The 12,804-nt window shown below is 71.1% G+C and carries 8 protein-coding genes; 2 read left to right on the top strand and 6 right to left on the bottom strand.

Annotation, left to right across the window (positions count from 1 at the left end; translation table 11 throughout):
• Positions 1–4: 4 nt before the first annotated feature.
• The 5 genes from ACFVYX_RS20925 to ACFVYX_RS20905 form a co-directional block, all read right to left on the bottom strand.
• The gene (locus ACFVYX_RS20925) at positions 5–934 is read right to left on the bottom strand and encodes a branched-chain amino acid ABC transporter permease (protein WP_389682903.1); all 930 of its coding nucleotides are present in this window, start codon (positions 932–934) and stop codon (positions 5–7) included.
• Between the two features lie 98 nt (positions 935–1,032).
• Positions 1,033–2,274, bottom strand: a complete 1,242-nt coding sequence (locus tag ACFVYX_RS20920) for a branched-chain amino acid ABC transporter substrate-binding protein (protein ID WP_389682902.1) — start codon at positions 2,272–2,274, stop codon at positions 1,033–1,035.
• Between the two features lie 453 nt (positions 2,275–2,727).
• On the bottom strand, positions 2,728–3,612 hold the full coding sequence (locus ACFVYX_RS20915; protein WP_389682901.1) for a trypsin-like serine protease: 885 nt from the start codon (positions 3,610–3,612) through the stop codon (positions 2,728–2,730).
• Between the two features lie 258 nt (positions 3,613–3,870).
• Positions 3,871–4,374 (bottom strand): PaaI family thioesterase, encoded by a 504-nt coding sequence (locus ACFVYX_RS20910; RefSeq protein WP_389682900.1) that lies wholly within the window; start codon positions 4,372–4,374, stop codon positions 3,871–3,873.
• A 57-nt stretch (positions 4,375–4,431) separates the two neighbouring features.
• On the bottom strand, positions 4,432–6,714 hold the full coding sequence (locus ACFVYX_RS20905; RefSeq protein WP_389682899.1) for an FdhF/YdeP family oxidoreductase: 2,283 nt from the start codon (positions 6,712–6,714) through the stop codon (positions 4,432–4,434).
• A 122-nt stretch (positions 6,715–6,836) separates the two neighbouring features.
• On the opposite strand from ACFVYX_RS20905, the gene polA reads away from it, so the two are divergent.
• Positions 6,837–9,548: a DNA polymerase I gene (polA, locus tag ACFVYX_RS20900; protein WP_389682898.1), complete on the top strand. Its 2,712-nt coding sequence runs from the start codon at positions 6,837–6,839 to the stop codon at positions 9,546–9,548.
• Positions 9,549–9,719: 171 nt separating this feature from the next.
• Here polA and ACFVYX_RS20895 read toward each other — a convergent pair whose 3' ends face one another.
• Complete coding sequence (locus ACFVYX_RS20895; protein WP_389682897.1) at positions 9,720–10,628, bottom strand: DUF4184 family protein; 909 nt, start codon at positions 10,626–10,628, stop codon at positions 9,720–9,722.
• Positions 10,629–10,866: 238 nt separating this feature from the next.
• On the opposite strand from ACFVYX_RS20895, the gene ACFVYX_RS20890 reads away from it, so the two are divergent.
• Positions 10,867–12,675: a lytic transglycosylase domain-containing protein gene (locus ACFVYX_RS20890; RefSeq protein ID WP_389682896.1), complete on the top strand. Its 1,809-nt coding sequence runs from the start codon at positions 10,867–10,869 to the stop codon at positions 12,673–12,675.
• Positions 12,676–12,804: the final 129 nt, after the last annotated feature.

Below are 12,804 nucleotides of genomic sequence, written 5' to 3'. Positions count from 1 at the left end.
GTGCTCACGCCCTGTCCGCGACGCGCTCGCCGAGGAGGCCTTGTGGCCGGGCGAGGAGTACGACGATGAGGAGTACGAAGGCCCAGACGTCGGCCCAGGACTGGCCGCCGAGCTGCTCCATACCGGGGATGTGGCTGATGTACGCCGTCGCCATGGTCTCGGCGATACCGAGGACGACTCCGCCGATCATGGCTCCGTAGATGTTGCCGATGCCGCCGAGGACGGCGGCCGTGAAGGCCTTCAGTCCGAGGAGGAAGCCCATCTTGTAGTCGACGACGCCGTACTTGAGGCCGTAGGCGACGGCACCGACCGCGGCCATCGCGGCGCCGAGGGCGAACGCGATCACGATGATCCGGTCGGTGTTGACACCCATGAGCTTGGCGGTGTCCGGGTCCTGCGCCGTGGCCTGCATGCCGCGCCCGGTGCGGGTGCGCATGACGAAGAAGGCGAGGACGGCCATGCAGACGGGGGCGGCGATCAGGAGGAAGACGTCGCCGGTCTGGATGGTGATCGGGCCGAGCTCGATCGGGCCGCCGGGGATCTGTGGGAAGGTCCGGGCGGACTTCGCCTCCGGGTACAGCGACCAGACGAGCTGCTGGAGGGCGAGCGAGAGACCGATGGCCGTGATGAGCGGGGCGAGGCGGGGGCCTCCGCGGAGCGGACGGTACGCGAGCCGTTCCGCTCCGACGGCTATCGTCGTCGCGACGAGTACGGCTCCGATGATCATGAGGGGCAGAGCGACCCACATGGTGGTGCCGCCGGGCAGGATGAGCCAGACCGTGAGGGCCCCGAAGCCGCCGGTCATGAAGATCTCGCCATGGGCGAAGTTGATGAGCTGGACGATGCCGTAGACCATCGTGTAGCCGACGGCGACCAGCCCGTACATGGATCCCAGTAGCAGGCCGTTGACCAGCTGCTGCGGCAGTTCGTTCACCGCATTGTCCTCCGAGACTTTCGACGGATGTGACACCGCGCGGGGAGCCTGGTGCGGCCCCCCGCGCGGTGAAGGTGGTGCGTGAGTGGCGGGGTGGATCAGCCGCCGAAGGTGCCGGACTTGACGGGCTTGAACGCGCCGCCCTCTACCTTGTAGACCGTCAGCTGCTTGTTGGTGGTGTCACCGAACTCGTCGAAGGAGACCTTGCCGGTCACGCCCTCGAAGGAGACACCCTGCATGGCCTCGACGACCTTGGCGCGGGCGTCCTCGGGAAGCTTGCCGCCGTTGCCGTCGACGACCTTCTTGACGGCCTCGATGATCGACCAGGTCGAGTCGTACGAGTAGCCGCCGTAGGCCTCGTAGGCCTCCTTGTAGCCGCCGGTCTTGTAGTCGGCCAGGAACTCCTTGGCGGAGGCGAGGGACTCGATCGGCGCGCCGACGGAGGTGGCGATGTCGCCTTCGGCCGCCTTGGCGCCCGCCAGCTTCACGTACTCCGGGCTGTAGAGCGCGTCGCCGCCGACGACGGTGACCTTCGCGCCGGCTTCCTTGATCTGCTTGGCCAGCGGGCCGGCCGCCGGGTACTCGCCGCCGTAGTAGACGACGTCGGCGCCGGAGCTCTTCACCTTGGTGGCGACGGCGGAGAAGTCCTTGGTGTCCGGGTTGATGTGCTCGGTGCCGAGGACCTTGCCGCCGAGCTTCTCGAACTCGCCCTTGAAGGTGCCCGCGAGGCCGGCGCCGTAGGTCTTCTTGTCGTCGATGATGAAGGCCTTGGTCTTCTTGGCCTCGTTGAAGACGTACTGGGCGGCGAAGGGGCCCTGGATGGCGTCGGTGGTGGCCGTACGGAAGTACGACTTGTAGCCGCGCTTCTTGTCGCCGGTGCTCCAGTTGACGCCCTGGCTCAGCGCCGGGTTCGTGTTGGCCGGGGAGACCTGCGTCAGCTTGGCGTCGTCGAAGACCTTCTGCATCGACTCGGCGACGGAGGAGTTCAGCGGGCCGACGACGCCGAGGACGGTCTTGTCGGCGACGAACTTGGTCGCGTTCTGCTGGCCGGCGGAGGGCTGGGCCTGGTCGTCCAGGGACTCCAGTTTGAAGGTGACGCCCTTGACGTACGCCTTCTTGTTGGCCGTCTTGACCGCCAGGTCGGCCGAGTTCTTGATGCCGAGGCCGAGGGCGGAGAGCTCGCCCGTGAGGGGCGCGTCGAGACCGATGGTGACGGTGACGTTGCCGCCCTCACCGTTCTCCGCGGCTCCGCCCTTGTCGTCGCGCGAACCACAGGCGGTGAGGGTGAGTGCTCCCGCGGTGACCGCGGTGGTGAGTATGAGCAACGAACGGTTTCGCACGAAGGGTCCTTTCCCTGGCGCGGCCCCCTCGGAATGAGGCGGTGCCGTGAAGCTGCAAAGCGAGGGGTGCCGTTTTGGAACGCCGGGCCGTACTGGGTGGTACAGGGCCGTGCAGTAGAACGCGCCCGGCGGCGCGGTGACTGGCCGTGACTCTAGGCGCAGGTGGGGAGGGTCGGGGAGCGCCGAGGACATGATGTGACTGTCTTGTTATGCCGAGGGGGAAAGAGTGTGTTCGTCGGGTGGGAAAACCGGGGCATAGCGGTCTGTAATGCGGTGTTCGCATCGTGAGAACGTGCAGTTCCGCTAAGGGGCTTGAGTGAATCTTGCTCCTGTCGGAGCACTCGGCCGCCTCTCCGGATATCGGACACTGGCAGAAACCTCAGCGGACGAAACGGCTCCTCCGTCCCGGTCCGCCCCCACCCGTACCGTCATCACTCAGGGTGACGGTTCACCTCAGGGAAGCTGGACGTACGGCTTCAGGAAGTCACGCGCACCGGGACTGTCCAGGCGATAGGTCACATTGGTGGCGTAGCACGGCGTATCACCGGTGATCGTGGTGGCCACCAGAGTGAGCCTGCCGTCCAGGGTCGCGAAGTTGGGGCCGCCCGAATCGCCGTAACAGGCACCGCCGTTCCCCTGCGGCGCCGTCATGGCGAGCCGGATCCAGGCGTCGTTGAGCGCGTTGAAGGCGACCGGCGCCTTCATGCGGACGCCGCCGCCCGGGTGGGTGTGACCGCCCGGGCCGCGCTTCGACTCCTCGGTGCCGTATCCGGCGACCACGAAGGACGTGGCGTCGAGGCCCCGCGCGCCGAGCGCGTCGAGGGCGCCCGCGCGGGGGAGCGTCGCCGGGGTGAAGGACCACCGGGTCTTCATGGCGGAGGCGGGCAGTTCGATCACCGAGATGTCATGGGTGTCGGAGGCCGGGCCGGGGTAGGCGGGGTGGTTGTGGGCGGTGCCCTCGACGGCCACGCTCCTGGCCTGGGCGGCCGGGTCACCGGGGTGCTCGGCCGCCGCCCGGTCGAGGCCGGCCTGGACGTCCTGGTCGAGCGAGACGTGGAAGCGGACGTTCGCCGGCCAGTCCGTCGTGCAGTGCGCGGCCGTCAGGAACGTGTCCGCGTCGATCATGGTGCCGGAGCAGACCCAGTCGACCCGGTCCGGCGTCGCCGGGTTCTCGTCGTTGTCCCAGGTCGCGACGAGCGCGCCGACCTCGGTGCGCTCGGGGGCGGGGGCTGCGTTGTACGAGTTGATCGCCGTGGCCGGGATCGCGGTGGCGAGAACGGCGGCGCAGGCGGCGGCGGTGACGGCGGTCATCGCGGAGGTGGTGCGAACGGCGGTCACGAAGAACCCCTCGGTGTCTGAGTGGATCGGGTGATCTCCTGTGGAGGGAGTTTCGCCAGTGAAGCGGCTGTGGCTGTGTGAGGCAAGAGGGGGCGGCGGAAAGGGAGTTGACCGCCGGACGTCGCGGCGCGGCGTGGTCGGGACGTGGAGGGGGCGTGGAGGTGGGGAGGGGGCGTGGGGAGGCGATACGCGAACGGCGCGGCGCGGGAGGGTCATCCCCTCCCGCGCCGCGCCGTTCTGCCCGGCGGGCCGCCCGGCTCAGACGGTGCCGGCCCGGCCCGCCTCCGGCAGGTCGCCCGCGTCCTTGGCGGTGATCTCGCGCAGCATGCAGGTCAGCCTTGCCGAGCAGACCCGCTTGTCCTGCTCGTCGGTGATCACGATCTCGTACGTGGCGGTGGACCGCCCGCGGTGTACCGGCGTCGCCACACCGGTCACCAGGCCGCTGCGCGCTCCGCGGTGGTGGGTGCAGTTCAGGTCGACGCCGACCGCGATCTTCGAGACCCCGCCGTGCAGCATCGAGCCGATGGAGCCCAGCGTCTCGGCGAGCACCGCGGAGGCCCCGCCGTGCAGCAGGCCATAGGGCTGCGTGTTCCCCTCGACCGGCATCGTGCCGACGACCCGCTCGGCCGAGGCCTCCAGGATCTGGACGCCCATCCGGTTCCCGAGGTGCCCGGCCGAGAACAGCGCCGGGAGGTCGACGCCAAGGGCCGCGTACTCCTCGATGACCTCCTGCGGGAACTTCACGTGCTGCTGTTCACCCATGGCCCGACTCCGTTCGTCTTCGTACGGCTGATCTTCCTGAGCTGCCTGAGCAAACGCTTAGGCGGAAGCGGATTCTTCCAGACGCACGATCACGGACTTGCTCGCGGGGGTGTTGCTGATGTCCGCCGTCGACTCCAGCGGTACGAGGACGTTCGTCTCCGGGTAGTAGGCCGCCGCGCATCCCCGGGTCGTCGGGTAGTGCACCACCCGGAAGCCGGGCGCCCGCCGCTCGCTGCCGTCCGTCCACTCGCTCACCAGATCCGCGTACGCCCCGTCGGCGAAACCGAGCGCCGCCGCGTCCTCGGGGTGGACAAGGACGACCCGGCGGCCGCCCTTGATGCCCCGGTAGCGGTCGTCCAGGCCGTAGATCGTGGTGTTGTACTGGTCGTGCGAGCGCAGCGTCTGCAGCAGCAGCCGGCCCTCCGGCACCCTCGGGTACTCGACGGGCGCCGCCGTGAAGTTCGCCTTGCCGGTCTTCGTGGGAAAGCGGCGCTCGTCGCGCGGGCCGTGCGGCAGCGCGAAACCGCCGGGATCCGCCGCGAGACGCGCGTTGAAGTCCTGGAAACCGGGCACCACGCGCGCGATGCGGTCGCGGATCGTGGCGTAGTCCGCCTCGAACTCCTCCCAGGGCGTCGCCGATCCGGCGCCCAGGACGGCACGGGCCATCCGCGCCACGATCGCCGGCTCCGACAGCAGGTGCGGGCTGGCAGGCGGCAGGTTGCCGCGCGAGGCGTGCACCAGGCTCATCGAGTCCTCGACCGTCACGAACTGTCTGCCGCTCCTCTGCACGTCCTTGTCGGTGCGGCCGAGCGTCGGCAGGATCAGTGCGCGCGTGCCCGTGACCGCGTGCGAGCGGTTCAGCTTCGTCGAGACGTGGACGGTCAGGCGCGCGGTGCGCATGGCGGCCTCGGTGACCTCCGTGTCGGGCGTCGCCCCCACGAAGTTGCCGCCCATGGCGAAGAACACCTTGGCCTCGCCGTCGCGCAGCGCCTGGATCGAGCGGACCACGTCGAAGCCGTGGTGGCGCGGCGATACGATCCCGAACTCCTTGTCCAGGGCGTCGAGGAAAGCGGGCGCGGGCCGCTCGAAGATCCCCATCGTCCGGTCACCCTGCACGTTCGAATGGCCGCGCACCGGGCACACCCCGGCCCCCGGCCGGCCGATGTTCCCACGGAGCAGGAGGAAGTTGACCACCTCGCGGATGGTCGGCACGGAGTGCTTGTGCTGGGTGAGGCCCATCGCCCAGCAGACGACGGTCCGCTCCGAGGCGAGCACCATCTCCAGGGCCCGCTCGATCGCGGCCCGGTCGAGCCCGGTCGCGGCGAGCGTCTCGTCCCAGTCGGCTTCCCCCGCCGCCGCCGCGAACTCCTCGAACCCGTGGGTGTGCTCCCGTACGAACTCCTCGTCGACCGCCCCGGCCGTCTCCAGGACCAGCTTGTTGAGCAGCCGGAACAGGGCCTGGTCGCCGCCGATCCTGATCTGGAGGAAGAGGTCGGTGAGGGCGGCGCCCTTGAGCATGCCCTGCGGGGTCTGCGGGTTCTTGAACCGCTCCAGGCCCGCCTCCGGCAGCGGGTTCACCGAGATGATCCGGGCGCCCGCCGCCTTCGCCTTCTCCAGGGCCGAGAGCATCCGCGGATGGTTCGTGCCCGGGTTCTGGCCGGCCACGATGATCAGGTCCGCCCGGTGCAGGTCCTCCAGGGAGACGCTGCCCTTGCCGATGCCGATGGTCTCCGTGAGCGCCGAACCCGAGGACTCGTGGCACATGTTGGAGCAGTCCGGCAGATTGTTCGTGCCGAACTCGCGGGCGAAGAGCTGGAGCAGGAACGCCGCCTCGTTGCTCGTCCGCCCCGAGGTGTAGAAGAGCGCCTCGTCGGGGGAGCCGAGCGCCCGGAGCTCCTCGGCGATGATCGCGAAAGCCCGCTCCCAGGTCACCGGCTCGTACCGCTCGCCGCCCTCCGCGAGCAGCATCGGCTGCGTGATCCGGCCCTGCTGGCCGAGCCAGTACCCGCTGCGGGTCGCCAGGTCCGCCACCGGGTGCGCGGCGAAGAACTCCGGGGTCACCCGGCGCAGGGTCGCCTCCTCGGCGACCGCCTTCGCCCCGTTCTCGCAGAACTCCGCCACATGCCGCTTGTCCCCCTCGGGCCAGGCGCAGCCGGGGCAGTCGAAGCCGTCCTTCTGGTTGACCTTCAGGAGGGTCCGCGCCGTGCGCACCGTCCCCATCTGCTCCCGGGCGACGCGCAGGGTGTGCCCGATGGCGGGCAGTCCCGCCGCGGAGTGCTGCGGTGGCGTGACCTGCGGTGCGTCCTGGACCGGGTCACCGACCGGCGGCTTGCTGACCATCGCGCTCTCCCTTGAGCGGTAATCCTGTGGCGTACGGCTTCGATCCTGTCACGCGGCACCGACAGCCCGGCACCTCCGCAGGTGTGGACGGGATTGTCAGCGGTCCGTGGCAGGATCGTCGTGTGGCCGAGACAGCATCGAAGAACCCCGCAGACACCCGCCCCCGCCTGCTCCTCATGGACGGGCACTCGCTCGCGTACCGGGCGTTCTTCGCGCTGCCCGCGGAGAACTTCACCACCGCGACCGGGCAGCCGACGAACGCGATCTACGGGTTCGCCTCGATGCTGGCGAACACGCTCCGCGACGAGGCCCCCACGCACTTCGCGGTCGCCTTCGACGTGTCCCGCAAGACCTGGCGGTCCGAGGAGTTCCCGGAGTACAAGGCGACCCGCTCGAAGACCCCCGACGAGTTCAAGGGGCAGGTCGAGCTGATCGGCGAGCTCCTCGACGCGATGAACGTGCCGCGGTTCGCCGTCGACGGCTTCGAGGCCGACGACGTCATCGCGACCCTCACCACCCAGGCCGAGGCCGCGGGCTTCGACGTCCGGATCTTCACCGGCGACCGGGACTCCTTCCAGCTGGTCTCCGACCGCACCACCGTGATCTACCCCACCAAGGGCGTCTCCGAGGTCACCCACTTCACCCCGGAGAAGGTCCAGGAGAAGTACGGCCTCACGCCCTCGCAGTACCCGGACTTCGCCGCCCTGCGCGGCGACCCGTCGGACAACCTGCCCGGCATCCCCGGAGTCGGCGAGAAGACCGCCGCCAAGTGGATCAACCAGTTCGGCTCCTTCGCCGAGCTCGTCGAGCGCGCCGACGAGGTCAAGGGCAAGGCCGGCCAGAACTTCCGCGACCACCTGGAGTCGGTCAAGCTCAACCGCCGGCTCACCGAGATGGTCAAGGACGTCGAGCTGCCGAAGAGCGTCACTGACCTCGCACGCGAGCCGTACGACCGCGGGGCCGTCGCCCTCGTCCTCGACACCCTGGAGATCCGCAACCCCTCGCTGCGCGAGCGGCTCCTCGCCGTCGACCCGGGCGCCGCGGAGGAAGCCGCCCCGGCCCCCGCCGCCGGTGTGGAGATCGACGGCACCGTCCTCGGCTCCGGCGAGCTCGCCCCCTGGCTCGCCGAGCACGGCACCGAGCCGCTCGGCATCGCCACCGTGGACAGCTGGGCGCTCGGCGCGGGGAACGTCAGCGAGATCGCCCTCGCCGCCGCCGGAGGCGCCGCCGCCTGGTTCGAGCCCAGCGCCCTCGACGAGGCCGACGAGCGGGCCTGGTCCGCGTGGATCTCCGACCCCGCCCGGCCCAAGGTCATGCACAACGCCAAGGGCGCCATGCGGGTCTTCCCCGAGCACGGCTGGAGCATCGCGGGCGTCACGATGGACACCGCCCTTGCCGCCTACCTCGTCAAGCCCGGCCGGCGTTCCTTCGCCCTCGACGCGCTCTCCGTGGAGTACCTCCACCGTGAGCTCGCCCCGGCGGCCGCCGCCGACGGACAGCTCGCCTTCGGCGCGGACGACACCGCCGAGGCCGAGGCCCTCATGACCCAGGCGCGGGCCGTCCTCGACCTCGGGGACGCCTTCGAAGAGCGGCTGGACGAGGTCGGGGCCCGCGAGCTCCTCCACGAGGTCGAGCTGCCCACCTCCGCCCTCCTCGCCCGTCTGGAGCGGCACGGCATCGCCGCCGACCGGGACCATCTGGAGGCCATGGAGCAGCAGTTCGCCGGCGCGGTGCAGCAGGCCGTGAAGGAGGCGCACGCCTCCGTGGGCCACGAGTTCAACCTCGGGTCCCCCAAGCAGCTCCAGGAGGTCTTCTTCGGCGAGCTGAACCTGCCGAAGACCAAGAAGACCAAGACGGGCTACACGACCGACGCCGACGCGCTCGCCTGGCTGGCCGCGCAGACCGAGCACGACCTGCCGGTGATCATGCTCCGCCACCGTGAGCAGGCCCGGCTCCGGTCCACCGTCGAGGGCCTGATCAAGACCGTCGCCGCCGACGGCCGGATCCACACCACCTTCAGCCAGACCGTCGCCGCCACCGGCCGTCTCTCCTCCACCGACCCGAACCTGCAGAACGTGCCGGTGCGGACGGACGAGGGCCGGGCCATCCGGCACGGCTTCGTCGTGGGCGAGGGCTTCGAGGCCCTCATGACCGCCGACTACAGCCAGATCGAGCTGCGTGTCATGGCCCACCTCTCCGAGGACGAGGGCCTCATCGAGGCCTTCGCCTCCGGCGAGGACCTCCACACCACCGTGGCCTCCCAGGTCTTCGGCGTCGAGCGGTCCGCCGTCGACTCCGAGATGCGCCGCAAGATCAAGGCCATGTCGTACGGCCTGGCCTACGGACTGTCCGCCTTCGGTCTCTCGCAGCAGCTGAGCATCGACCCGGGTGAGGCCGCCGGCCTGCGGGACACCTACTTCGAGCGCTTCGGCGGCGTACGCGACTATCTGCGCCGGGTCGTCGACGAGGCCCGTGCCACCGGCTACACCGAGACCATCCTCGGCCGCCGCCGCTACCTGCCCGACCTCAACAGCGACAACCGGCAGCGCCGCGAGTCCGCCGAGCGGATGGCGCTCAACGCCCCGATCCAGGGCACGGCCGCCGACATCGTGAAGGTCGCCATGCTCAACGTCGACCGGGCACTGACGGAGGCGGGCCTCGCCTCCCGGATGCTCCTCCAGGTCCACGACGAAATCGTGCTCGAACTCGCCCCCGGCGAGCGCGAGCAGGTCGAGGCCCTGGTCCGCGAGCAGATGTCCGGCGCGGCCGAGCTCCGCGCCCCGCTCGACGTCTCGGTGGGCGTCGGCCGGGACTGGGACTCCGCCGCCCACTGACGCCACGGGTGGGCCCACCTCGCCGTGGGCCCACCGTGGCAAGGGCTCTCCCGCGCCCGGTTGAACCAGGTCCTCCGTGAGGCCGGTGCCCAGAACCCGTCCTGGGCCACGACCGCTACGGGGGACTCTCCGGCGGTGCGGCGGCCCGTGGCTTCACCTCGCCGAAGAAGATCAGCGAGATTCCTGACGGGAGCGTTCCGCCCGTGGACCCCGGTCCTTTCCGTCGGACGCCGCGGGGAGTGGACCGGCCGGGGCCGGGGATGCCGGAGCCGGTGGCGCCGGCCGCAGCCGCGCCCCCGCCCCGTACAGCACGAGCCCGACGGCGAGCCCCGCGCCGGCCCCGAAGCACGCCGTCGGAATGACGTCCAGGGGCGTCTCGATCCGGTCCCAGCCCCAGTACGCGGCCCAGCGCAGCACCCGGTGGGCGATCCCGGCGAGGACGCAGCCGCCGATCAGCCATGCCGCGAACAGCCGTCCGCGCCGTCCGGGGACCGGAATCCCGGCCGGCAGCTCCACGCTCGGGCCGGCGGAGCGCAGCGCCCGCGCGACGAACCAGCCCAGAAGTCCCAGGGCCAGCGCCGAACCCCCGTACTGCGCGTAGAGATAGACGGGGAACCCGGCCACGACGTCACCGAGGAACGGGATCATCCGGGTGCCCCAGCGGTCGATGTGGGTGAAGGAGTCCCACACCACATGGGTCGTCGCGCCGAGGATCGCGGAGAGGACGAACCACCCGGCCACGACGGCCGGGTGCCGGTCGCTCCAGGGGCGGCCTCGCACGAGCCCGTACACCCGCCCGCGCCACCGGGCGGGCAGCAGCACCACGAGCGGCTCACGCACGGTCAGCCACAGGGCCACGAGCCCGGCGGTGATGAGTACGTCGGCGGTCACGATCCCGACGGGGGAGTGGGTTACGTCCCCGAGGACCATCGCCCCGGGGAACGCCGTCGCCGCGAAATAGGTCATGTCGGGCGCGAAGGAGCCCGCGACGAGAGCGGACGCGACCAGTGGTCCGCGCGCGGTCCCGTTCCGGCGCAGTCCGGGCAGCACGGCTGCGGCATGGCTCAGTGTGAACGGCAACGGGAGTTCCCCCAGGTTCCGGTGGTGACGGCCGGAGTGTGGCATCGGCCGCAGTGCAAGAGGGGCGCGGCGCTCCACTCGGTTCCCTCGCGTCCCTGGTCGTGAAGCGGCCGAGAGGTGACGAAAGCGTGAAACACGGTCAGGCGCCGGTGCCGGGCGGGCCGGAGTTGGCATAGGGTCGCCGGAGGTCTGACGCGGGGAGCGTGGGACCGCAGTCGAGGGGGAAGGGACCGCCGACATGTCAGCGCACTTGGGCCGCAGGCTGCGCAAGGGAGCGACCAGTGGTGCGGTGGTGGCCGCGGCGGTCGCCGCGCTCGCCGCCTCACAGGCGCCGGAGGTGGTTCCGCCGACCGCGGACAACGCCGGCGGGGACCGCGCCATCGGCGCGGGGGACACGGCGTCGCCCTCCGGCGACGGCTCCGCCACGGGCGATTCGCCCTACTACACCGAGCTGCCGCCGCTGAACACGCCGAACAAGCCCGGGGTGACCCCCCGTCTGCCGCTGGTCACCGGGCCCGCCGAGGCCGGCATACCCGCGTCCGTGCTCTCCGCCTACAAGCGCGCCGAGCAGTCGATACGTTCGACCGACCCCGGCTGCAACCTGCCCTGGCAGCTGCTCGCCGGCATCGGCAAGGTCGAGTCCGGCCAGGCGCGCGGAGGCCGGGTCGACGCCAACGGCACGACGCTCTCGCCGATTCTCGGCCCCGCCCTCAACGGCGTCGGATTCGCCAACATCTCCGACACCGACGGCGGCGCCTACGACGGTGACAAGACCCACGACCGTGCCGTCGGCCCGATGCAGTTCATCCCGTCCACCTGGGCCACCTGGGGCCAGGACGCGAACAGCGACGGGAAGAAGGACCCGAACAACATCTACGACGCCGCGCAGGCCGCCGGTCTCTACCTCTGCGCCAACGACCGCAACCTCGCGCTCAAGGCCGACCTCGACCGGGCGGTCCTCAGCTACAACCGCTCGCGGGAGTACCTGAACACGGTCCTGTCATGGTTCGAGTACTACCAGCGCGGCACCCACCAGGTCCCGGACGGCACGGGCGTGCTGCCGGTCGACCGGAGCGACGGCCGGGGACAGGGGAACCGCCCGGCCACGCCGCTCCCGCCCATCCCGACGTCGCCCGCTCCGAAGCCCTCCGCGCCGGTCACCCCGAAGCCGACGGACCCGTCCGAGCCGCCGGTCACCCCGCCGAAGAAGCCGACGCCGACCACCCCGTCCAAGCCGCCGGTCACTCCGACGAAGCCGCCCACCGTGCCGCCCGCCGTCAAGGTCGTACGGCTCGCGCCCGTCGCGTCCGGGCAGCTGACCGCGAGCACCGAGAGCGCCTTCGCCACGGCGCCGACGGTCGCGGCGCTCGACGCCTCCGGCGCGCCGGTCACCGGGGTCGGCATCCGCTTCGAGATCGTCGGCGCGACCGACACCCGGTTCGTCGGCGGCGCGACGACCGCCACCGTCACCGTCGGTTCCGCCGGCATGGCCAAGGCCCCCACGCTGCGGGCGGGCGAGAAGACCGGATCGTTCAAGGTCAGGGCCACCCTCGTGGGCAACAGCACGGTGGCCGCGACCGAGTTCGCCGCGACGGTCACCGCCCGTGAGGCGGACACCCTCGCCCGCGTCGCCGGTGAGCCCCTGTCGGCCACCACCGGCACCGCCTTCGGCGGACAGGTGCAGGTGAAGGCCACCGACAAGGGCGTGCTCGCCCCCGGTGTACGCGTCACCGCCGTGATCGTCGCCTCGGCGACGGGCGCCGAGAGCGCCGACAGCCCCTACTTCAAGGACGCGGCAGGCAACACGTTCCGCGAGGTCTCCCTCAAGACCGGAGCGGACGGTCTGATCACGCTCCCCGACCTCTTCGCCGGCGACAAGGCGGGCGAGTACGTGATCCGCCTGACCGCGCCCGGCGGCGGCAGCACGGAGGTCAAGCTGACGGTCACCGCGCCCGCCCCGACGCCGACTCCCACTCCGGAGCCGACCGCGGACCCGACTCCTTCCGGGACCGGCACGCCCGAGGCCTCGCCCTCGCCTTCGGCCTGACCCGACCGCGCCTCCGCGCCGCTCCTCCGTCCCCACCGGACGGAGGGGCGGCGCTTCGCGTTCCCCGGAAGCGACGGTGCCGTGGTGCAACGTGTTCTCATCTCACGGTCGCGTTGCTACGGTGCCCCC

This window comes from Streptomyces sp. NPDC058326 (assembly GCF_042879855.1).
Classification (GTDB): domain Bacteria; phylum Actinomycetota; class Actinomycetes; order Streptomycetales; family Streptomycetaceae; genus Streptomyces.
The sequence above is the reverse complement of the archived record's forward strand: the minus strand, read 5'-3'. Positions and strand labels throughout refer to the sequence as shown.

Coding starts and splice junctions, on each gene's coding strand:
- ACFVYX_RS20890 (WP_389682896.1), top strand. CDS start 10,867: ATGTCAGCGCACTTGGGCCGCAGGCTGCGCAAGGGAGCGACCAGTGGT.
- ACFVYX_RS20905 (WP_389682899.1), bottom strand. CDS start 6,714: ATGGTCAGCAAGCCGCCGGTCGGTGACCCGGTCCAGGACGCACCGCAG.
- ACFVYX_RS20910 (WP_389682900.1), bottom strand. CDS start 4,374: ATGGGTGAACAGCAGCACGTGAAGTTCCCGCAGGAGGTCATCGAGGAG.